A 20,839-nucleotide genomic window follows, 5' to 3' on the forward strand; every position below is an offset into this window, starting at 1 on the left:
TAAATGGTAAAAAGACAAAATCTAGGCGGCTTTTTTGGACAATCCGGTTATCCGCAAATGGGAGGCTACCAGCAAGGCTATCCGCAAATGGGAGGCCACCAGCAAGGCTATCCGCAAATGGGAGGCCACCAGCAAGGCTATCCGCAAATGGGAGGCCATCATCAAAGCTATCCGCAAATGGGAGGCCATCATCAAGGCTATCCGCAAATGGGAGGCTACCAGCAAGGTTATCCGCAAATGGGAGGCTACCAGCAAGGTTATCCGCAAATGGGAGGCTACCAGCAAGGCTATCCACAAATGGGAGGCTACCAGCAAGGTTATCCGCAAATGGGAGGCTATCAACAAGGTTATCCACAAATGGGCAGTTTTCAACAATATAGAAATTCAAAAATGAACAAGCCAAACGGTAAGCGAAATAAATAAGTCCGAAAATTAGACGTTTTAAGCCTGTTTCTTCATAATTGAAGGACAGGTTTTCTTATTATAAAGACAAGGAGAATGCAATCATGGAAAATAAATTATTTTATCAAGACCCTTACATAAAAACATTTTCAGCGAAAGTTGTAACACAAAGTATAGATGAACATGGAAATTACTATATTGTGTTGGATCAAACCGCATTTTATCCGACAGGCGGGGGACAACCGCATGATGTTGGAACAATTGAAAACATTAAAGTCGTAAATGTAGAGGAAGTTGAGGGAGAGGTTCGTCACTACCTCGAAACGGAATTAGAGGATGTAAACGCAGCTGTACACGGTGTTATCGATTGGGAGAGACGATTCGATCATATGCAGCAGCATGCAGGTCAGCATATTCTCTCCGCCGCATTTGAACAACTTTTTGGGTACAAGACAGTAGGCTTTCATTTAGGGAATGAAACGCTGACAATTGATTTGGAAACAGAGAAACTTTTGGAATCTGAAGCATTCAGAGTAGAGGAACTTTCCAATCAAATCATTATCGAAAATTGGCCGATTGAAACAAAGTGGGTAACGGAAGAGGAGTTAGTGAATTATAATCTTCGAAAAGAGACCAAAGTAAAAGAGGATATTCGACTTGTTATTATTCCGAACTTCGATTACAACGGCTGCGGCGGAACTCATCCGAAAGCCACTGGTGAAGTGCAGGCAATAAAAATATTGGACTGGGAGAGGCAAAAGAAAAAAACACGAGTACAATTTGTTTGCGGAAATCGTGTTTTAAAGCAGCTTAGCCAAAAACATAAAGTGCTAATGGAGTTAACGAAACTACTGAATGCTCCTGAGAAAGAGATGCAACCTGCGGTTGTTCGACTGTTAGAACATGCAAAAACTGCTGAAAAAGAGTTAGAACATGCAAAAGAAACAATGCTTCACTATGAAGCAAAAAACTTATTAGACAATGTGGAGAGTAAAATTGTCAGTCATGTGTTTCAAAACAGAAGTATTCAGGAGCTACAAAAATTAGCCCGAAACATCATAGCAAAAGAAGAAGATAAAATCGTATTATTTGTTTCTCATAATGAGAATAGATTGCAACTTGTATGTGCAAGGGGAACCACAGATAAGGCAAGTATGAAAAAGGTTATAGGTGAAGCACTTCCATTCATTAATGGCAAGGGTGGAGGCAGTGATTCATTTGCACAAGGGGGAGGAGAAGCACTGATTTCCGGGGAACAAATGCTTGAACATTTAGTTGATTTAATCCAATAAAGTGAAATAATATCCTATGGGGCTTGAAGTCACACCTATCTTTTTATTACAAGAATAAATGAGTATAATAAAGTAAAAGGCTAGGAAAGGTGTGGGTTTGATGGGAATTTTTGATGGGATGATGGGAAATGCATCTGAGGTAAACCCTGGAGAGGCACAAAGGGAATTTGCTAGAATTCTTGCGAGTGAAGAAAGAATTGAAAAAGCCTATAAATTAATTAGAGACTTATTTATATTTACGAATAAAAGGCTGATTTTAGTGGATAAGCAGGGGTTAACAGGTAAGAAGGTGGAATATCATTCCATTCCCTATAAAAGTATTACCCATTTCAGTATTGAGACTGCAGGAAGCTTTGATTTGGACGCAGAATTAAAAATCTGGATTTCAGGTAACGCACTCCCACTTCAAAAACAATTTAACAAAAACCTGAACATCTATGAACTTCAAACAGTACTTGCTGAGTATGTCCTAAAATAGAAGGCTGTGTGAGTAATTTTGGCACTCTGTTGATTGGAACGGAAGGCACGAAGACTCCTGCGGGAGGACGGGGCTGGGGAGACCCCGCAGGCGCTTAAGCGCCGAGGAGGCTCCCCGGACCGCCCGCGGAAAGCGAAGTACCTGGAGTGGAAATCAACAGACCAGTTTACCACCGCCAAACAGAAAAAAGCAGGAGAGAATGATATGGAAAGTGAAATGAAAACAAATCTGCAATTTGTGGATGTATTAAATGAATGGGATCCTTTCAAATTAAAGAATGGAGATTATGACACGGAGATAGCAGACACCATCCAAGCCATTCATGAGTTAGACAATCCAGAGGCATTAGCTGCAAGAATACAAAGTATATATGAATTTTCCTTTGAAGAAATCATACCTCTTGAACAGTGTATTAAAATTGCTAATCAACTTCTGCAGATAAAGGATAACGACTCTTGTACGATATAAAACGACAGCACAGGCTGTCGTTTTTTTCATGCTAAGAATTGTTTAATATGCTGAAAAACATCCTCAGGACGTTCTTCAGGAACTAAATGACCTGTTTCCCTCAAAATAACCAGTTCAGATTCCTTTAAATCATTTTTCAAACGCTTCCCCACAGATAGCGGGACAACTTTATCATACTCACCCCAAATTAATAAACAGGGATGGGCAATTTGCTTGAGCAATACAGTTGAGAGGTCACCTTCATGGTCGCGAATCATTCTTGTTAAGGCAAGGAAAATTTCATCCTTTAAAAAGGGCTGTAAATAGCCAAACAGCATTTCATCACTAATTAAGGAATGATCATGAACGACATTTTGAAGATTTTGCATGATACCTGAACGTGCTAGGAAAAACTTAACATAGAGATGAAAATAGGGAATATAACTGCCAATAATCAAAGGTAGTTTAGAGCGTTTGGAATAAGATGAACTGCAAAGAAGTACTGCTTTTTCGGCTATATCGGGCTGTTGATGCAGGATATTTAGGACAATTTGTCCTCCCATTGAATGACCAATTAGCGTAATCTCTTTTAAATCAAGTGCCGAAATAAGCTGAATTACGGTTTGTGCAAGATTACGATAGGAATAAACAAAATTGCTGCTCTTCTCACTTTTTCCAAAGGGAGGAAGGTCAATTGAAACCACTTGAAATTCTTTGTTTAAAAAAGGGATTAATCGTCGATAGCTAAAAGTGGAAGAAAGAAATCCATGAAGTAATACAAGTGTCTTTTTGGAATCAGGGTTTGGATAGAGTTCATAATAAATATTTATATCATTGACTAGCTGATTACGATAAAAAACCTTCTCTTCCATGTGTTCAACCCACCTTCTGCTAATATGTCAGTGATAATAATTTCTCCAGTAGAATCCTATTTAACACTTACAAATACATTTTTTCCAAAAAAAAGAGGACAAACCAATGTGGTTGTCCACTTCAAAAAAGGGGGGAATACTAGAAAGCTTATATAATATTGATTTCCTATTTTTTTGTATTCTATACAGTGTTTTTGAAATTTTAAATATGTTGATCTAGTTGGTCTAATAATAATTCAGAAGCAGGAATATCAAGAACAGTAGACAATTTAAGAAGGGTTTGAGTACTAGGAATTTGTTCGCCCGATTCATATTTTTCAATGGTTTGAATTCCTACTCTTATTTTTTGAGCTAATTCCTCTTTCGTCATTTTCAAATGCTCACGATAATTTTTGATCGTACTGCCAATTGTGTTCAAAATGATCACCTCTCCTATTTAGACATTATCCCATTTTTATTCTATCATAAAATTCTTTTTTCTGAAAAAATCCTATTCAAACATTTTGTTAACGTTTCCATCAGACTTTGAGGAAAACCTTTTTTGATTAAATGTTTACAATGTGCTATAATTTCTTATTGCGTATATAGAAGATAAAAATAATTATTTCTTAGGAGTGTTTTCATGACAGAAAAGATCGAAACTGGAAGTGTATTAACAGGTAAAGTAACAGGAATTCAACCTTATGGAGCGTTCATAGCATTAGATGAAAATACACAAGGTCTTGTGCATATTTCTGAAATTACACATGGTTATGTAAAAGATATTAACGATCATTTGAAAGTTGGAGATGAAGTTAAGGTAAAAGTATTATCAATTGATGAAAATGCTGGCAAAATTGGTTTATCTATCCGCGCAACGGAAGAAGCGCCTGTACAACAGGCTGTTGCTAAACCAAAGAAACCTCGTAAGCGTCAAGCTGCTGCAATTGTACCAGAAGTTGATGGCCAACAAGGTTTTAACACATTAAAAGACAAGCTTCAAGAGTGGATTGACCAATCTCAGCGTGAAGATTTAATTAAGAAATAATACGATGATTAAAAAGCCTAGTGCCTTGCTATTACAGCGGGAACTAGGCTTTTTTTGAAAAGATTTTTTCATAATGGTTCATTCTTTTTGCAGGCTCGGCTACAATAGGTATGTACGTACATAATTCACCGGTGAAACGGAGGAAAAGGTTTAATGGCGGCAGAAATAAAAACAGAGCAATTAATTGAACAAACCGAGAAATATGGGGCAAATAACTATCATCCACTTCCAATTGTTATTTCACGCGCTGAGGGAATTTGGGTAGAAGACCCTGAAGGAAATAAATATATGGATATGTTAAGCGCTTATTCCGCAGTAAACCAAGGTCATCGCCACCCAAAAATTATTCAAGCATTAAAAGATCAAGCAGATAAAGTAACGTTAACTTCTCGCGCTTTTCATAATGACCAATTAGGTCCATGGTATGAGAAGATTTGCAAATTGACAAAAAAAGAAATGGCGCTTCCTATGAATACAGGTGCTGAGGCAGTAGAAACAGCGGTTAAGGCCGCACGCAGATGGTCTTATGATGTAAAAGGCGTTGCTCGAGACCAAGCAGAAATTATCGCCTGCACAGGAAACTTCCATGGCAGAACGATGACTGCCGTTTCCTTGTCATCTGAAGCAGAGTATAAGCGTGGTTTTGGACCAATGCTTTCAGGTATAAAACTAATCCCTTATGGAGATTTAGACGCTTTAAAATCAGCGATTACAGCTAATACGGCAGCCTTTTTAATTGAGCCTATGAGGCTGGTATTGTAATTCCTCCTGAAGGCTTTATGAAAGATGCCTTTGAATTATGTAAGCAAAACAATGTTCTATTTATCGCCGATGAAATTCAGGCTGGGTTGGCCCGTACGGGAAAAATGTTTGCCTGTGAGTGGGAGGGAATCGAGCCGGATATGTATATTCTTGGTAAGGCTCTAGGCGGCGGCGTATTCCCAATTTCCTGTGTAGTCGCAAATCAAGATATTTTAGGTGTATTTAATCCAGGGTCACATGGTTCTACCTTCGGAGGAAATCCACTAGCATGTGCAGTATCAATCGCTGCTTTAGATGTACTGATTGACGAGAAACTCTCCGATAAATCACTGGAGTTAGGACAATATTTTGTAAGTAAATTAAAAGAAATTAAGAATCCGCGAATAAAGGACGTAAGAGGTCGAGGGTTGTTTATCGGTGTTGAGTTAACTGAGCCTGCACGAAAATATTGTGAAGAATTAAAGGAGGAAGGGCTGTTATGTAAGGAAACACATGATACAGTGATTCGTTTCGCTCCTCCTCTGATTATAAGTAAAGATGAACTAGATTGGGCGATTGAACGCATTAAAAAAGTACTTAGTTAATTGAAAAATTTGAGGTGTCAAAATGGGGAAGAATGACGTAACAAATAGTGTGGGTGACAATGGTAAAGAAACATTGAATCTACTGACATCAACACAGACTGTTATTCAAGATGCATTGCAAAGACTAGGACTTTCAGTATCTGCATTTGAGTTGTTGAGAGAACCTGTACGGATGCTTCAAGTGCGGATTCCGGTACGGATGGATGATGGCTCAGTTAAAATTTTTAGCGGATACAGGGCACAGCATAATGATTCCCTTGGGCCGACGATTGGCGGTGTCCGCTTCCATCCAAAGGTGAATGATAATGATATCAAGGCTTTAGCCATGTGGATGAGCATGAAATGTGGAATCGCTGATTTACCATTTGGAGGTGGAAAGGGCGGTATTATTTGTAATCCTCGGACCCTTTCATTTGGTGAACTTGAGCGCTTAAGCCGCGGATATGTCCGCTCCATTAGTCAAATTGTCGGACCAACCAAAGATATCCCGGCACCGGATATGTATACCAATTCTCAAGTTATGGCCTGGATGATGGATGAATATAGTCGTCTCAGGAAGTTCGACTCTCCTGGTTTTATAACAGGGAAGCCCCTTGTCCTTGGGGGTTCAGAAGTGAGGGAAGAAGCGGGGGCACTGGGTGCAGCTATTTGTATTGAAGAAGCTGCGAAATTACGCGGACTTCCCCTAAAGGGGGCTCGTATCATTGTTCAAGGCTTTGGGAATGCTGGGAGTTACATCGCAAAATTCATGCATAAATCGGAAGCCATAATCGTTGGAATTTCAGATGTATATGGCGCCCTTTATGATCCGGATGGTTTAAATATTGACTATTTACTTAGTCGCCGCGACAGTTTTGGTACCGTTACTTCCCTTTTTGATGGAACAATCACTAATGAAGAATTGCTTGAACAGGAATGTGATATTCTCGTACCTGCGGCAACTTCAAATCAAATTACTGCCAAGAATGCTCAAAATGTTAGAGCAAAGATAATTGTGGAGGCTGCCAATGGTCCTACAACCATTGAGGCCACCAGAATTCTATCTGAGCGAGGGGTACTGCTTGTTCCTGATGTCTTAGCAGGAGCTGGCGGAGTCACGGTCTCTTATTTCGAATGGGTTCAAAACAAACAGGGATATTATTGGGATGACAAGGAAGTCACAATGAAGTTACGTGAAAAAATGGTTAGTGCGTTTCACCAAATATATGACATCTCAAAACTCAACCATGTAAATCTGCGTACAGCGGCATATATGGTTGGTGTAAGAAAAATGGTAGAAGCCGCAGAGTTTAGAGGATGGATATGAAAAAATCCTTGCATAAATATGCAAGGATTTTTTGTTAGAGAATTGTCTAGCTGCAGCGCCTAGGGGCTCGGGGTCATAAGCCAATCCGCCGAGAAGGTAAGGACCAACCTTCTCGCCGGCTCGTCTTATGCCTGTCGCCCCTGGGCACTAAGGAAAGCTCCTTAGATTAATCTTCGCAGGAACAAGCTGTGCTTGTTCCGAAGGCGCTTCCGCTTTTCTTATTATCGTGTTGTATCTGTTTGTGGTTCTCTTACATGCTGCTCATTTGGCTTGAACAGTAGTCCTAGGTTAATAAGTCCAGCTATTCCGACTAAGCCATATATAATTCTAGAAAGTGCTGAATTATCGCCAAAAATGGCTTCAACTAAATTAAATCCAAAAAAACCAATTAATCCCCAGTTAATAGCACCAATGATCGTAAGGATTAGAGCAATTCTTTGAATTGTACTCAAGGTAAATTCCTCCTATCAATATAGTTTCAATAATAGCTTGCTAAAATTGGGATGAAATATTCATCTGTTTAACCTTTGCAAAATATTTTTTTTTCAATAATAATGGGATGTGGAAAGGATGTGCATAGCATGCAAAATTTTACGTTTTGGAATCCAACCAAATTAATTTTTGGAAAAGGACAGCTTGAACAATTAAAATCTGAAATCCCTCGTTATGGAAAGAAAGTGCTTGTGGTTTACGGCGGTGGCAGCATTAAGCGCAGCGGTCTTTATGACAATGTGATTAACTTGTTGAATGAAATCGACGCACAGGTGTTTGAACTGCCTGGTGTTGAACCGAATCCACGGATTACAACAGCCCGTAAAGGGGTGGAAATCTGTAAAAGCGAGGGTATAGATGTACTCTTAGCTGTCGGTGGCGGCAGTGTTATTGATTGTACGAAGTTAATTGCAGCAGGTGCAAAGTATGACGGTGACGCATGGGACCTGGTTACTAGAAAAGCAGTGGTAAATGAAGCATTGCCATTTGGGACAGTCCTTACCTTAGCGGCTACTGGTTCAGAAATGAACTCAGGCTCCGTTATTACCAATTGGGAGACAAATGAAAAATATGGGTGGGGAAGTCCGTTTACGTTCCCGAAATTCTCGATTTTGGATCCTGTACATACTTTTTCCGTTCCACGGGATCAAACCATATATGGAATTGTCGATATGATGTCCCATGTTTTAGAGCATTATTTTCATTTGGAAGAGAATACATTATTCCAGGATCGTATGTGTGAATCATTACTCATTACGGTTATGGAAACAGCACCTAAATTGCTTGAAAATCTCGAAAGCTATGAACATCGAGCTACCATCCTTTATAGCGGAACAATGGCTTTAAACGGTATCTTAAATATGGGCTATCGAGGTGATTGGGCTACACATAATTTAGAACATGCCGTATCAGCGGTTTATGATATCCCACATGGCGGAGGTCTGGCAATTTTATTCCCACACTGGATGAAACATAACCTTAAGGTAAAACCAGAGCGTTTTAAACAGCTTGCTGTAAGAGTCTTTGGGGTGGATCCAGAAGGAAAAACTGCTGAAGAAGCAGGCCTTGAAGGAATACAAAAATTACGTGAATACTGGAACAGTATCGGTGCACCAGAGCGACTAGCAGACTATAACATCGATGACAGCAAACTAGAACTCATGGCAGACAGAGCAATGGTCTACGGCGAATTCGGAAACTTTGCAAAACTAAATAGAGAAGACGTGTTAGCCATTTATCGTGAGTCACTTTAAACAGAAGACTATTTTAAACGTTAAATGTTGATTTTGCACCCTGTTGATTGGAGCGGAAGGCACGAAGACTCCTCGAAAATGCTATCGCATTTTCTTCGTGCGTGGGCAGATTCGAGGAAGTAAATCAATGTCCTGCGGGAGTACGGGGCTGGGGAGACCCCACAGGCGCTTCAGCGCCGAGGAGGCTCCCCGCACGCCCGCGGAAAGCGAAGTGTCTCGTGACAGGCAGAGACGGCCTGTCCCTGCGGTGATTATTCAAAGAAGCTTTCCTTAGTGGAGCGGAAATCAACAGGCCAATTTAACAAAGCTATTCAAAACGGAACGGGCACTTTTTGGTGTTCGTTTCTTTTTTTCGACAAAATATGTAGAATGTAAAAAAAATGGCGAAAATGGGTACGCTTACAAGGGGAGCCCCTTCTTGATAATCTGTCCAGCATTGGTTAAAGTGAGAATTGAAAATAAATTTATTGGAGGATTACATACATGACACACATACGTTTTGATTACTCAAAAGCGTTAACCTTCTTCGCAGAACATGAAATTACATACTTACGTGATGCCGTAAAGGTTGCACATCATTCGCTTCATGAGCAGACAGGTGCAGGAAGTGACTTTTTAGGCTGGATTGACCTTCCAACAAACTACGATAAAGAAGAGTTCTCACGAATTAAAAAGGCAGCGGAAAAAATTAAATCCGATTCAGATGTTCTTTTAGTAATCGGAATTGGCGGTTCCTATTTAGGAGCAAGAGCGGCAATTGAAATGTTGCAGCATAGCTTCTACAATGCCCTTCCAAAAGAGAAGCGTAAAACACCTCAAATTATATTTGTAGGTAATAACATTAGTTCCACATATATGAGAGATGTTATGGACCTGCTTGATGGAAAAGACTTCTCAGTAAATGTTATTTCCAAGTCAGGAACAACAACAGAACCTGCGATTGCCTTTAGGATCTTCCGTAAGCTTCTTGAGGAGAAATATGGTGTCGAAGAAGCACGTAAGAGAATATATGCTACAACGGACAAGGCAAGAGGTGCACTGAAGACTTTAGCCACCGAAGAAGGTTATGAATCATTTGTGATTGCCGATGATATTGGCGGACGTTACTCTGTACTTACAGCGGTAGGATTATTGCCAATTGCTGTCAGTGGGGCTGATATTGATAAAATGATGCAGGGGGCTGCGAAAGCACAAGAAGAGTACAGCACTTCTGAGCTTGAAGAAAACCAAGCCTACCAATATGCGGCTGTAAGAAATGCGCTTTATAATAAAGGGAAAACCATTGAAATGCTAATCAATTATGAGCCAGGACTTCAGTACTTTTCTGAATGGTGGAAGCAGTTATTTGGAGAAAGTGAAGGAAAAGACCAAAAAGGTATCTACCCTTCTTCTGCTAACTTCTCAACCGATCTACATTCTTTAGGACAATATGTACAAGAAGGTCGCCGTGATTTGTTCGAGACCGTCATTAAGGTTGAAAAACCACGCCATGAATTGACGATTGAAGAAGCTGAAAGTGATTTAGATGGTTTAAATTATCTTGCAGGACAATCCGTAGACTTTGTAAACAATAAAGCATTCCAAGGTACCATGCTTGCACATACTGATGGAGGCGTACCAAATTTAATCGTATCCATTCCTGAAATGGATGAATACACATTTGGCTACCTCGTCTATTTCTTCGAAAAGGCTTGTGCAATGAGTGGATACTTACTAGGCGTCAATCCTTTCGACCAGCCGGGAGTTGAGGCTTACAAAGTAAACATGTTCGCCTTGTTAGGAAAGCCAGGATTTGAAGAAAAGAAAGCAGAACTTGAAAGAAGACTTTAATAAAAAAATAGAGTACTGAGAAATTCAGTACTCTATTTTTTGTTTTTTGGGAAAACTAATAAATAATGATGAAAAAGGGGGCTGTATGATGATTGAAATACCATCAAGTGTAGAAGGTAAACAGTTTGATTTGTATAAGCTCGAACAAATGCTAAAGCCAATCGGATATTCAATCGGAGGTAACTGGGATTATGATCACGGTGCCTTTGATTACAAAATAAATGATGAAGTTGGCTATCAGTTTTTAAGGCTGCCGTTTTCAGCCATAGATGGTCAGCTAGATGCACGCAACTGTAGAGTAGAGCTTGGAAGGCCATTCCTGTTGTCCCATAAGTATCAAATCGGTCTTGATGACCATATCAGTGCAGGGACCTTAAAACAGTTCTCTGAACCGGTTGATAAGGATGCCAGTTTTCCTGAACAGTATATTGAAACAGGAAAAGTTCTTGTCAAAGAACTTGAATCGATATTGAGTTCTGACCAACTCTCATAGAAGAGGAATATTGAACTAGTATAATGTTCACGAAAGTTACAATTATTTTTATGTAGACTACTTGTTTTAAAGTGAAAAATTTCTTAAATTAAGGTTAATAATATAAATATGTTATAAACATGAAAAGAGGTCAGAGCTGTGGAGACGAGCATGAACTATTTGTTATCTGATATTGAAAAAACCAGAATTGAAATGATTGAATTAGCTCAACAATATGGATATTCAAACCCAAATGTTGTTCAATGCAGCCAAAAGCTCGATTTTCTTTTAAATGTTTTCGAAAATAAACAGATAAAACACTAAATTCATAAGAAATACCTTCCATTAACCTGGAAGGTATTTTTTATTGACCGCTCGTTTAGGAAAACTAATCTTTAAAAGGAATAATTTCCTTCCCATATGCAAACTTTATTAAACAAGAGAAAGAAGGCTTACGAGGTGTAATGAGTGTTCACTGATAAGAAAAAAGAGCTAAGATGGATCCTTTTTGCTTTGCTAATTTTAACACTATATCTCTCCCCACTCTTTATTCTCCAAGAAAATGCTCATATACGTGTTCATGATAACTTGGATTCGAATTTAGCATGGTACAAAGTTCTTGCAAAGAGCGGTCAAATGTTTGGGGATGTGGATGCGGTAATACCCCAAATTATTAACGGGGTACCAAGAAATGCGTTTGGAACGGAATACAGTATTATTGTCTGGCTTTATGCGTTGTTTCCAACCATGATTGCTTATGGTCTCAGTCAAGCTTTAACCAGGGTTGTGGCATTTATAGGAATGTATTTACTCTTAAAAAAGCATTTCCTTCCTGGCGAAAAATGGGGATTCCTGCAAGTATGTGTTTCGCTGGCATTTGCCTTAACCCCCTTTTGGCCATCAGGTATGCTCAGTACTTTGGGAATGCCGCTCGCACTGTGGGCTTTCCTTAATATCCGAAATGGAGAAGGCACAAAAAAAGATTACCTTGTCCTTACGTTAATTCCTTTTTACGCTAGCATAGTATTAGGTTTTTTCTTTTTCTTAAGCGCAATGGGAATCTTTTGGCTCACGGATGTTCTTAGAGGAAAGGGCTGGAATCTTCGTTTCTTTTTATCTATTGCCTATATGACTTGTATTTTTATGCTCGTTGAGTATCGGTTGGTTAATTCCTTTTTATTTTTGACGGAACCAAATAGCCGCGATGAATATTTTCATGCCTACTTACCCTTATGGAGAGTAGTGCGACTGACCTTTAAAAATTTTGTTTTAGGACATACGCATGTAATGACTGTACACGGACTGTTTATTCTGCCTGTCATGTTCATAGCACTTTATTTTGTTTATTCCAATAAACGTTGGAAACAGGAAAAGCTTTTTGTCTTTTTATTTGGATTAAATTTTTTGTTATCACTATGGTATGCATTTTGGTTTTATAAAGGCTGGTTACCTTTAACGAAGAGATTTCATTTTATGGACACCTTCAATTTTGCCCGTTATCACTTTTTAAGACCAATGGTCATATATGCGGGTTTTGCTCTATCCTTAAGAATTCTTACACTTCAAGGGCGCAGCTGGGCGAATACGGCCAAATGGTTTGCCATCTCGCAAATTCTATTACTTTGTTTATTTAACGATGAGATTATCTATCACAAAAAACCCTCAGTAGGAGAATTTTATGCCGAGGAACTATTTACAGAGATAAAAGAACACATTGGTGATGAACAAAAAAATTACCGGGTAGCCAGTATTGGCATTCATCCCGCGATATCCCAGTATAATGGCTTTTATACATTGGATACCTATAATAACTTTTACCCATTAACCTACAAACACCAATTCAGGAAAATAATTGATACGGAGTTAGCAAAAAATAAAACAATCCGCAAATACTTTGATCAGTGGGGTGGCCGCTGTTACATCTTTACTGCACAGCTCGGAAAAAAATATATGATTAAAAAGGACTCCAAACGGAAATTAAAAAATCTGCAATTAAATACGACTGTATTTAAAGAAATGGGTGGTAAATACATACTTTCTGCACTGCCTATTGCTAACTCAGAGAGGATTCAACTAAAACTGGATAAGGTATTTGAATCGAAAAAATCTGCATGGAAGATTTATTTATACAAGACTTTGTAAGCATCGGGGGTTATAACGGATGATTGAACCTGTCCTGACGATTGTTGTGCCTTGTTATAATGAAGAAGAAGTATTACCTGAAACGATTAATCAGCTCGATCAGCTTGTAAAACAGTTAATAAGCGAACAGCTCGTTTCCAACACAACGAAAATCTTGTTTGTGGATGATGGGAGTAAGGACCGAACCTGGGAAATGATTTATAAAGCAGGATTAAGAAATGAGCATGTCCGAGGTTTAAAACTATCAAGAAATGTGGGCCATCAAAACGCGTTATTAGCAGGCTTGTTCGCTGCTAAGGAGATTTCAGATTGTGTTGTTTCTATCGATGCTGACCTACAAGATGACATTGAGGTTATTCGTGAATTTATCCATAAATTTAATGAAGGCAATGAGATTGTTTACGGCGTCCGAAAGCGCCGGGACACAGACACCTTTTTTAAGCGGAGCACGGCACAAGGTTTTTATAAGATGATGAAAAAAATGGGTGTCGATCTTGTTTATAACCATGCGGATTTTCGTTTAATGAGTAAACGGGCAGTAATGGAATTAGAACAATTTAAAGAAGTAAATCTTTTTTTACGCGGAATTGTTCCACTCCTCGGATTTCGCTCAAGTTTCGTTTACTATGATCGTAAAGAAAGACAAGCAGGTGAAACGAAGTATCCATTAAAAAAAATGCTTGCATTTGCTTTTGATGGAATTACATCTTTTTCTGTTTCGCCGATTCGGTTTGTATTATTTATCGGGTTTGTTTCCTTTTTCTTAAGTCTGTTATTTGGCTTATACTTCTTAATGTTAAAGGCATTAGGGGATACCCAGACAGGCTGGACTTCACTCATCACTTCTATCTGGTTAATCGGCGGCTTACAGTTGATTGCGATAGGGCTTATAGGAGAGTATGTGGGGAAAATTTATAAAGAATCAAAGCAGCGCCCTAAGTTTATCATTGATATCGATACCTTTTCAATGCCGCTCACAAGGCACCATTTAATTAGAAACAACACGGAGGAGGAATTTTATACTATTGAACATAGGAAAGTATCTGAGACCAACTAATACACTATTTCGTTTTCTGATGGTTGGGATAATAAATACTTGTGTTGGTTTATTTATCACTTTTTTACTTCTAAATATTGTGAATTTATCCTACTGGTCTTCTACCTTTGCCGGCAATACAGCGGGCGCATTCACAAGTTATTGGTTAAACCGATCGTATACTTTCAATAGCCGTGTCTCCGTTCAACGAGGAATGCCTAGATTTTTTACCATCATTTTTGTCTGCTATTTTGGCTCCTATTTCTTTAGCGAAAAGCTATTGGTTTGGGTTAACCAATTTCATTTATTAAATACTACTGTCGAACAAAATGTTGCTGTTCTAGTTGGAAGTGTACTATATACCATAAGTAATTACATAGGGCAGAAATATTTTGTATTTAATACTGTAAAAACTGCTTAAAGAGTTTTCTTATATAAAGAAAACTCTTTTTTTAAAATAAAAGTGGTACAAACCCTCTTTCCTGAATAAAAATTGATAGACAGGCTTCTATTAAGATTCAGGGAGAGATTACAATGAATGTATTTTTGAGTTATATTTTACTAGGATTGTCACTTGCTGCTCCGATTGGTCCGATTAATGCGGCTCAAATTGATAAGGGAATTAGACATGGTTTTATGCATTCATGGCTTATTGGGGTAGGGGCTGTTGTAGCAGATGGTGTTTATATGTTGGTTGTTTATATGGGAGTTGTACACCTTCTTGAAACTCCTTTTATGAAAACTTTTTTGTGGTTATTTGGCTGCTTTGTTTTAATGTATACGGGAATTGAAACCATGCTTTCCGCAAATAAGGTGAAAATCGGAGAAAAAAGGAAGGATGAACCACTAGTAAGATCTTTTTTAGCCGGTTTCTTTATGTCGATATCCAATCCGTTGACGATTTTATTTTGGCTTGGGATTTATGGCTCTGTTCTAGCCAAGACAGCGGCGACCTATGAAACGAGTCAGCTAATCCTTTATAGCAGTGCCATCTTTATCGGATTACTACTATGGGATATCACAATGGCAGGTATTGCGAGTAATTTCCGTAAATATTTAACTTCCCGGCTGCTTGTAGGGATTTCACTTTTATCTGGAATATCATTGATTGGATTTGGTATTTACTTTGGGTTTCAAGCATTCAATGTATTATTTGGATAACAAAAAAAGCCAGCAGAGTAAACGCTGGCAATCAGAATTTTAAGCGGTCGGCCAAGGACTAAAAACCTTTCCTTTTTTCTTTTTCTTTTTCCATTTAAGATTCATGATCAAGGTTATGCAGCCAATAATACCAACGAATGCTAGGCTGATAAAGAAGCCTGGCCTGCTTGTGCCATGGAATAATGTACCGCTGACTGCAATTAATATGAACAATATACCTAATGAGTATTTTATTTTATCCTTCGCTGTGACCTCTAATAGTTTCCACGATGACGCTAAAATAAATATCCAATTGTAGAGGAGCATGAGCCCGGCAGCAGTCGTAATGTACTCATATACCTGCCCCGGCATCAGTAATGCACTTACAATCGATGCTGATATACCAAGTACGGTAATGAGCAAAGTAGGGATAGGAACCTTTAATTTTCCTTGTTTGCAAAATAAACCAGGTGCGTCTCCTTCTTCAGAGAGGGTCACAAGGATGCTGGTAACGGCAAAAAGGGATGCTACCATGGTTGAAAAGCCAGCAATGATTAAAGCTGCGTTAAAAAGATGTGGAATAAACGTTAAATTGTAATTATCTAACGCGTTAACGAAAGGACTTTTCTCGCCATTAAATTGATTCCAAGGCACCATTAAGACAGCGAGACCAATTGAGAGCATGTAGATAATCATAAGGGTTAATAACATTACTTTTCCTGCCTTTGGAGCTTCCTTCGGATCTTTTAACTGTGTAGCCATTAACCCTAATATTTCGATCCCGCCAAATGCATAAAAGGCAAAAATTACACCAGACCATAATCCTAAAACACCGTGTGGGATTAAGTCCTTTTGGCTATCAGGATATTGAATCGGTCTCTCTCCATCGATAACACCGAATATCGCCAGTAAAGCAATAATCACGAACATTAGTATCGCTGCTATTTTTAAAATTGCCAGAACATTCTCTAGTTTGTTTAGGATACTTACTCCGATTAGGACCACAACAAGTCCAAGAATGGCATAAATACCAGCAAAAACCCAAAGTGGAATTTTTGGAAACCAGAAACGGGAGAAAATGGATAGTGCAGTCATTTGACTTCCCATAATTAATACTTCTGACATCCAGTAAACCCATCCGCTGCTAAAACCGGCCCATCTGCCGAAGGCTTTTTTCGCATAGGAACGAAAACCGCCTTTTAAAGGTTCTTGAGCTGTCATCTTTGCAAGGGCATCGAAGACAAAATAGGTTCCAGCAGCTGCAAGAATGAAGGCGATTAAAATGGCCGGTCCAGTCATTTTTATGGCGATACTTGAGCCTAGAAAAAATCCTGTACCAATTGTGCACCCCACCCCAAATAATGAAAGCTGCCACCACTTCATATTGCCTTTTTCTTTTGCACCGCTACTCGACTTTCCCATTAGTGCTTCTCCCAGTTGCTCCTACTGTTTTATCTGTAATTTCCTGATTATTATAGTCAGGGTCATTCTTCCCATGCTGACGATTGGCACCGCCTAAATATACACTTTGATGTTCTTGCTGTTCTTTTCTGAATTTATCAAAATTTTCATTTACCATGTATGTCCCCTCATTTCCTTTCTAATGTCTAGCTCCAGCGCCCTAGCGGCTAGTGTCCTTCGCTCTCCGCCCTACGATAAGTCAAGCACGAATGCGCCTCCGGCTCTTCGTGTTTCCTTTATCTCAGTTGGAGCGCTCTAGGCCATACGCCGCTGAACAGGGCGCTTGCGCTTTTCTAATATCTTTCTATATGTTAAGATACACGCTCACAAAAAACTTATTCAGCAAGTTCATAAGAGCAATTTAGGATTTTGTTGGAATCATGAAATTCATTACATAATCGCCGCCTAAATCAATGAAAATAAAAAGGTACTAGATAAAGTTGAAATAGATAAAATCGGCGAAAAAAGAAAGCGATAAACCTTGAAAGGGGTTAATTATATGTTAACGACAGAGCAGCTTGCTGGGTTTCGTTTGCAATTATTAAAGGAAAAAGATGAAATCGAAGAGCGTCTCGAACAAAATGATCACTACGGTTTTGAACGAGGGCATTATCATGAATCGATGGGGGAGTTATCAAGTTATGATAATCATCCTGCCGATGAAGGAACAGATTTATACGAGCGTGAAAAGGATATCGCATTAAATCAACATACCGATTTGCAGCTGTTAAATATTAACAGAGCACTGGAAGCAATGGAAAATGGAACGTATGGAACATGCGAGGTTTGTGGTAAAGAAATTCCGTTTGAACGCTTAGAGGCCTTACCTAATACCACCTACTGTAAAGAACACAGTCCAGACCAAGTGGTTTCACATGATCGTCCCATCGAAGAAGGCGTGTTAATGCCGCCATTTGGAAAGTTTGACATGGATTCCAAGGATGAGAATGTTGCTTTCGATGCAGAGGACTCTTGGCAGATTGTATCGCAATGGGGAACATCCGATACACCATCAGACCTGGCTTTTCCTCAGGAACATTATAACGATGTTAATAATGAACCGGATGAAAATGAAGGGTATGTGGAGGACTTTGAAAACTTTGTTGGAAATGATATGTATGGAAACAATATCACTGTTTATCCAAACCCACAACATGAGCGCTATGAACAGTCACTAGATGAAGAGGGCATCATGACAAGCTTTGGTGACTTACCTGCATATGAACATGATCCATACGTAGAGGACGATAAATAAAAAAGTAAAAAAACAGCTTTCGTTTGGAAAGCTGTTTTCTCTAATTTTATGTGTTTCTGTACGGCTTTTGGGCAATAGGGAGGTCCTTGGCGTTCAAATCATCATCAACATCTTCAATAACGCCGCCAATCTCGCCTTCTGTATAAGCATCGGTAGCCTGTTCATGTGTGGTCGCTAAACCTGTGGAGATAACATCGTTTTTTTGATAGTCACTTGTTTCGAAGATCCGTCCTGCAAGATCTATACTGTTTGTGTTAGAATTTTTTTTATCCATGCTACACACTCCTTTAAAAAAAATAAGGTACAACCGTATTTTCTACTTATTATTCGAGGATTACTCATAAAAATATTAGGAGCTGATTTATATGAACAAAGATAAATATCCATCTAGGGAAGAATTAGACGAGGCCTTCCATTTTCTCCATGATGCCATTAACAGGATTACAGTGGAGGAAGAAGAGGAAGAAATGAAGATGGAGGCAAATGGGAATAATCAGATGGAGAAATAGAATTTTTTTTGAGGTGGACTTGAAGGATGAGGGAATCCCTAGCTAAGAAAATTGCCTGGATTAGCGTGATCAGTAATATCATCTTAACATTAGGAAAACTTTTTATCGGCTGGTATGGAAACAGCGATGCGGTTTTTGCGGACGGAATCCATTCAGCAGCTGATGTATTTGCATCAGTCATCGTCCTCTTGGTGATTAAAATTGCCAACAAACCGGCTGATAAGGAGCACCCTTATGGTCATGGAAAAGCAGAGGTTATTGTATCAGGAATTGTAGGAATTTTACTTTTTCTCGTCTCGATATATGTTGTATATGAGGGAATCATTGGCTTCTTCCATGAAGTAGAAACACCAAGCTTCTTAGCCATGTGGGTAGCCATTATTTCATACATTACAAAAGTTATTTTGTATCGTTCATCATTAAAGGTGGCTAACGAGCATAATAGTAAGGCGATTGAAGCAATTGCTTTTGACCACAAAGCAGATATTGTTGCGTCGATTGCGGCAGCTATCGGGGTTCTCCTTTCGATTATGGGGGAACGCTTTGATGTTTTATTCCTGCATTATGGTGATAAAGCAGCAAGTATATTTGTAGCCTACTTAATCTTTAAAATTTCAAAAGAGATGTTAATTGAAGCTTTTGATATCTTACTTGAAAGAAACATTGACGCCGGAACTCTACAGGAATACATTAATGTAGTCAATGAATTCCAAGAGGTAAAGAGGATTGATCGAATTAGAGCGAGGGAACATGGCCATTATATTTTAGTTGATCTTAGAATATCAATTGACCACTATAAAACCATTAAGGAAGGTCACGACCTTGCTAAGTTAATAAAGGGGAGATTGATGGAGAAGTACGACAACATCGACGAGGTATTAATTCACTTAAATCCCTATTTTCCAGAATAAAATCTTGTTTGTGCTTTTTTGCTTTTGGGTTTATGATAATGAAGTAATTAAATGTTGAGGAGTTGATATTTTTGAGTTATGCAATAGACCCGGACCCTAGTAGTAAGGGGGAAGTCAGCGTTATCTTTGAATTGGATTCTTCAGGAATATCAGCTCTTAAGAAGGTAGTATGGCTTCCTCGAACAAAGTGAGTGAGGAGGTTTTATCATGTTGGAGATTTACAAAAGCACGGAAACAAAAGTACTTGAACAGGTAGAGAAAATTACAAAGGGCTGCTGGGTAAACATGTATGCCCCAACAGAAGAAGAAATTAATCGAGTTGCAAATGAAGCAAACATCTATGTAGACTTTATTAAAGACGCCCTTGATGATGAAGAACGGCCAAGAATCGAACGGGAAGACGGGCAAGTATATATCATTGTAGATTACCCTTATATTACTCATGATGATGCTGGATTCCCTATTTACGAGACCATTCCAATTGGAATTGTGTTAACCGACGAATGTATTATTACCGTATCGTTAAAGGATACGCCAATTTTAGAAGTTTTTAAGAATAATAAAATAAAAGAATTTTATACCTTTAAAAAGAACCGGTTTGCCCTTCAAATTCTGGCTATCATTACATCCTATTATCTTCGTTATTTAAAACAAATTAATAAACGAACAAACGAAATCGAGCGAGAACTTCATCAATCGATGAAAAATAAAGAACTTTATGCCTTTTTAGCATTAGAAAAGAGTCTTGTTTATTTTACGACTTCCTTAAAGTCAAACAAAGTGGTGTTAGATAAAATTCTTCGTTTTAGTTATATTAAAATGTACGAGGAAGATAAGGATTTATTAGAAGATGTAATGATTGAGAAAATACAGGCAATTGAGATGGCCGAGACGTACAGTTCTATCCTTAGCGGGATGATGGATGCTTTTGCATCGATTATTTCCAACAACGTAAATATTGTGATGAAGTTTTTAACATCATTTACGATTATTCTTTCGTTTCCAACCATTGTTTTCAGTTTTTACGGCATGAATGTTGACCTGCCGCTGCAAAATAGTCCACATGCCTTTTGGATATCGATTGGTGTAGCTAGTATTCTGTCTACCTTCACTGCGTTAATTTTTTGGAAAAAGAAATACTTTTAACGTAGAAAAATCCGTCACGCAG

24 protein-coding genes and 1 pseudogene are annotated in these 20,839 nt (G+C 38.7%); 19 read left to right on the forward strand and 6 right to left on the reverse strand.

The annotated features are described in order from the left end of the window. Window positions 1-3: 3 nt before the first annotated feature. The 4 genes from F4694_RS02615 to F4694_RS32605 all read left to right on the forward strand — a co-directional run bounded on the left by F4694_RS02615 (window position 4) and on the right by F4694_RS32605 (window position 2,640). Window positions 4-423: a proline-rich domain-containing protein gene (locus tag F4694_RS02615; protein ID WP_179595336.1), complete on the forward strand. Its 420-nt coding sequence runs from the start codon at window positions 4-6 to the stop codon at window positions 421-423. 38 nt (window positions 424-461) lie between these two features. Then, on the forward strand, window positions 462-1,694 hold the full coding sequence (locus F4694_RS02620) for an alanyl-tRNA editing protein (RefSeq protein ID WP_257029083.1): 1,233 nt from the start codon (window positions 462-464) through the stop codon (window positions 1,692-1,694). 100 nt (window positions 1,695-1,794) lie between these two features. Beyond that, complete coding sequence (locus F4694_RS02625) at window positions 1,795-2,172, forward strand: PH domain-containing protein (RefSeq protein ID WP_179595337.1); 378 nt, start codon at window positions 1,795-1,797, stop codon at window positions 2,170-2,172. A 33-nt stretch (window positions 2,173-2,205) separates the two neighbouring features. Further along, a complete protein-coding gene (locus F4694_RS32605; protein ID WP_306458357.1) occupies window positions 2,206-2,640 on the forward strand; it encodes a DUF1871 family protein in 435 nt (144 codons plus the stop codon). 26 nt (window positions 2,641-2,666) lie between these two features. On the opposite strand, the gene F4694_RS02635 is transcribed toward F4694_RS32605, so the two are convergent. Both F4694_RS02635 and F4694_RS02640 read right to left on the reverse strand, forming a co-directional pair. Beyond that, window positions 2,667-3,491: an alpha/beta fold hydrolase gene (locus tag F4694_RS02635; protein ID WP_179595339.1), complete on the reverse strand. Its 825-nt coding sequence runs from the start codon at window positions 3,489-3,491 to the stop codon at window positions 2,667-2,669. A gap of 202 nt (window positions 3,492-3,693) precedes the next feature. Next, window positions 3,694-3,909, reverse strand: a complete 216-nt coding sequence (locus F4694_RS02640) for a helix-turn-helix domain-containing protein (RefSeq protein ID WP_179595340.1) — start codon at window positions 3,907-3,909, stop codon at window positions 3,694-3,696. Window positions 3,910-4,113: 204 nt separating this feature from the next. Here F4694_RS02640 and yugI point away from each other — a divergent pair, with 204 nt between their 5' ends. The 3 genes and pseudogenes from yugI to F4694_RS02655 all read left to right on the forward strand — a co-directional run bounded on the left by yugI (window position 4,114) and on the right by F4694_RS02655 (window position 7,170). Then, complete coding sequence (gene yugI / locus F4694_RS02645) at window positions 4,114-4,518, forward strand: S1 domain-containing post-transcriptional regulator GSP13 (RefSeq protein WP_179595341.1); 405 nt, start codon at window positions 4,114-4,116, stop codon at window positions 4,516-4,518. A 153-nt stretch (window positions 4,519-4,671) separates the two neighbouring features. Further along, window positions 4,672-5,864: pseudogene (locus tag F4694_RS02650) on the forward strand (ornithine--oxo-acid transaminase). A gap of 22 nt (window positions 5,865-5,886) precedes the next feature. After that, window positions 5,887-7,170 carry a Glu/Leu/Phe/Val family dehydrogenase gene (locus F4694_RS02655; protein WP_179595342.1) on the forward strand — a complete coding sequence of 428 codons (1,284 nt, stop codon included), beginning with the start codon at window positions 5,887-5,889 and terminating at the stop codon, window positions 7,168-7,170. Window positions 7,171-7,391: 221 nt separating this feature from the next. On the opposite strand, the gene F4694_RS02660 is transcribed toward F4694_RS02655, so the two are convergent. Continuing rightward, window positions 7,392-7,622: a DUF378 domain-containing protein gene (locus F4694_RS02660; protein WP_034674139.1), complete on the reverse strand. Its 231-nt coding sequence runs from the start codon at window positions 7,620-7,622 to the stop codon at window positions 7,392-7,394. Window positions 7,623-7,751: 129 nt separating this feature from the next. On the opposite strand from F4694_RS02660, the gene F4694_RS02665 reads away from it, so the two are divergent. The 8 genes from F4694_RS02665 to F4694_RS02700 all read left to right on the forward strand — a co-directional run bounded on the left by F4694_RS02665 (window position 7,752) and on the right by F4694_RS02700 (window position 15,556). After that, window positions 7,752-8,915, forward strand: a complete 1,164-nt coding sequence (locus F4694_RS02665) for an iron-containing alcohol dehydrogenase (RefSeq protein ID WP_179595343.1) — start codon at window positions 7,752-7,754, stop codon at window positions 8,913-8,915. 483 nt (window positions 8,916-9,398) lie between these two features. Further along, window positions 9,399-10,745, forward strand: a complete 1,347-nt coding sequence (locus F4694_RS02670) for a glucose-6-phosphate isomerase (protein WP_179595344.1) — start codon at window positions 9,399-9,401, stop codon at window positions 10,743-10,745. An 88-nt stretch (window positions 10,746-10,833) separates the two neighbouring features. After that, window positions 10,834-11,238, forward strand: a complete 405-nt coding sequence (locus F4694_RS02675; protein WP_179595345.1) for a YugN-like family protein — start codon at window positions 10,834-10,836, stop codon at window positions 11,236-11,238. A gap of 150 nt (window positions 11,239-11,388) precedes the next feature. Then, window positions 11,389-11,541: an aspartyl-phosphate phosphatase Spo0E family protein gene (locus F4694_RS02680; protein WP_179595346.1), complete on the forward strand. Its 153-nt coding sequence runs from the start codon at window positions 11,389-11,391 to the stop codon at window positions 11,539-11,541. Between the two features lie 144 nt (window positions 11,542-11,685). Then, window positions 11,686-13,359, forward strand: coding sequence for a DUF6044 family protein (locus F4694_RS02685; protein ID WP_179595347.1), 1,674 nt, complete (start codon window positions 11,686-11,688; stop codon window positions 13,357-13,359). A 19-nt stretch (window positions 13,360-13,378) separates the two neighbouring features. Further along, window positions 13,379-14,416 (forward strand): glycosyltransferase family 2 protein, encoded by a 1,038-nt coding sequence (locus F4694_RS02690; protein WP_179595348.1) that lies wholly within the window; start codon window positions 13,379-13,381, stop codon window positions 14,414-14,416. After that, window positions 14,385-14,816, forward strand: a complete 432-nt coding sequence (locus F4694_RS02695; protein ID WP_257029084.1) for a GtrA family protein — start codon at window positions 14,385-14,387, stop codon at window positions 14,814-14,816. The genes F4694_RS02690 and F4694_RS02695 overlap by 32 nt, the downstream gene beginning before the upstream one ends. Before the next feature lie 113 nt (window positions 14,817-14,929). Continuing rightward, window positions 14,930-15,556: a LysE family transporter gene (locus F4694_RS02700; RefSeq protein WP_179595349.1), complete on the forward strand. Its 627-nt coding sequence runs from the start codon at window positions 14,930-14,932 to the stop codon at window positions 15,554-15,556. 39 nt (window positions 15,557-15,595) lie between these two features. Here F4694_RS02700 and F4694_RS02705 read toward each other — a convergent pair whose 3' ends face one another. Both F4694_RS02705 and F4694_RS02710 read right to left on the reverse strand, forming a co-directional pair. Next, window positions 15,596-16,957 carry an amino acid permease gene (locus F4694_RS02705; RefSeq protein WP_179595350.1) on the reverse strand — a complete coding sequence of 454 codons (1,362 nt, stop codon included), beginning with the start codon at window positions 16,955-16,957 and terminating at the stop codon, window positions 15,596-15,598. After that, window positions 16,941-17,114 carry a hypothetical protein gene (locus F4694_RS02710; protein ID WP_179595351.1) on the reverse strand — a complete coding sequence of 58 codons (174 nt, stop codon included), beginning with the start codon at window positions 17,112-17,114 and terminating at the stop codon, window positions 16,941-16,943. Before F4694_RS02710 ends, F4694_RS02705 begins: the two co-directional genes overlap by 17 nt. A 381-nt stretch (window positions 17,115-17,495) precedes the next feature. Between F4694_RS02710 and F4694_RS02715 the strand changes: the two genes are divergently transcribed. Then, window positions 17,496-18,251 (forward strand): TraR/DksA C4-type zinc finger protein, encoded by a 756-nt coding sequence (locus F4694_RS02715; RefSeq protein WP_179595352.1) that lies wholly within the window; start codon window positions 17,496-17,498, stop codon window positions 18,249-18,251. 46 nt (window positions 18,252-18,297) lie between these two features. Here the strand turns inward: F4694_RS02715 and F4694_RS02720 are convergent, their stop codons facing one another. Next, a complete protein-coding gene (locus F4694_RS02720) occupies window positions 18,298-18,525 on the reverse strand; it encodes a YozQ family protein (protein ID WP_179595353.1) in 228 nt (75 codons plus the stop codon). A 91-nt stretch (window positions 18,526-18,616) separates the two neighbouring features. Here F4694_RS02720 and F4694_RS02725 point away from each other — a divergent pair, with 91 nt between their 5' ends. The 3 genes from F4694_RS02725 (at window position 18,617) to F4694_RS02735 (ending at window position 20,817) form a co-directional block, all read left to right on the forward strand. Then, a complete protein-coding gene (locus tag F4694_RS02725) occupies window positions 18,617-18,760 on the forward strand; it encodes a hypothetical protein (protein WP_179595354.1) in 144 nt (47 codons plus the stop codon). 26 nt (window positions 18,761-18,786) lie between these two features. Further along, window positions 18,787-19,671, forward strand: coding sequence for a cation diffusion facilitator family transporter (locus F4694_RS02730; RefSeq protein WP_179595355.1), 885 nt, complete (start codon window positions 18,787-18,789; stop codon window positions 19,669-19,671). A gap of 207 nt (window positions 19,672-19,878) precedes the next feature. Continuing rightward, on the forward strand, window positions 19,879-20,817 hold the full coding sequence (locus F4694_RS02735) for a magnesium transporter CorA family protein (protein ID WP_179595356.1): 939 nt from the start codon (window positions 19,879-19,881) through the stop codon (window positions 20,815-20,817). The last annotated feature ends 22 nt before the right edge of the window (window positions 20,818-20,839 follow it).

Source organism: Neobacillus driksii (assembly GCF_013409995.1).
Taxonomy (GTDB): Bacteria; Bacillota; Bacilli; order Bacillales; family Cytobacillaceae; genus Neobacillus; species Neobacillus driksii.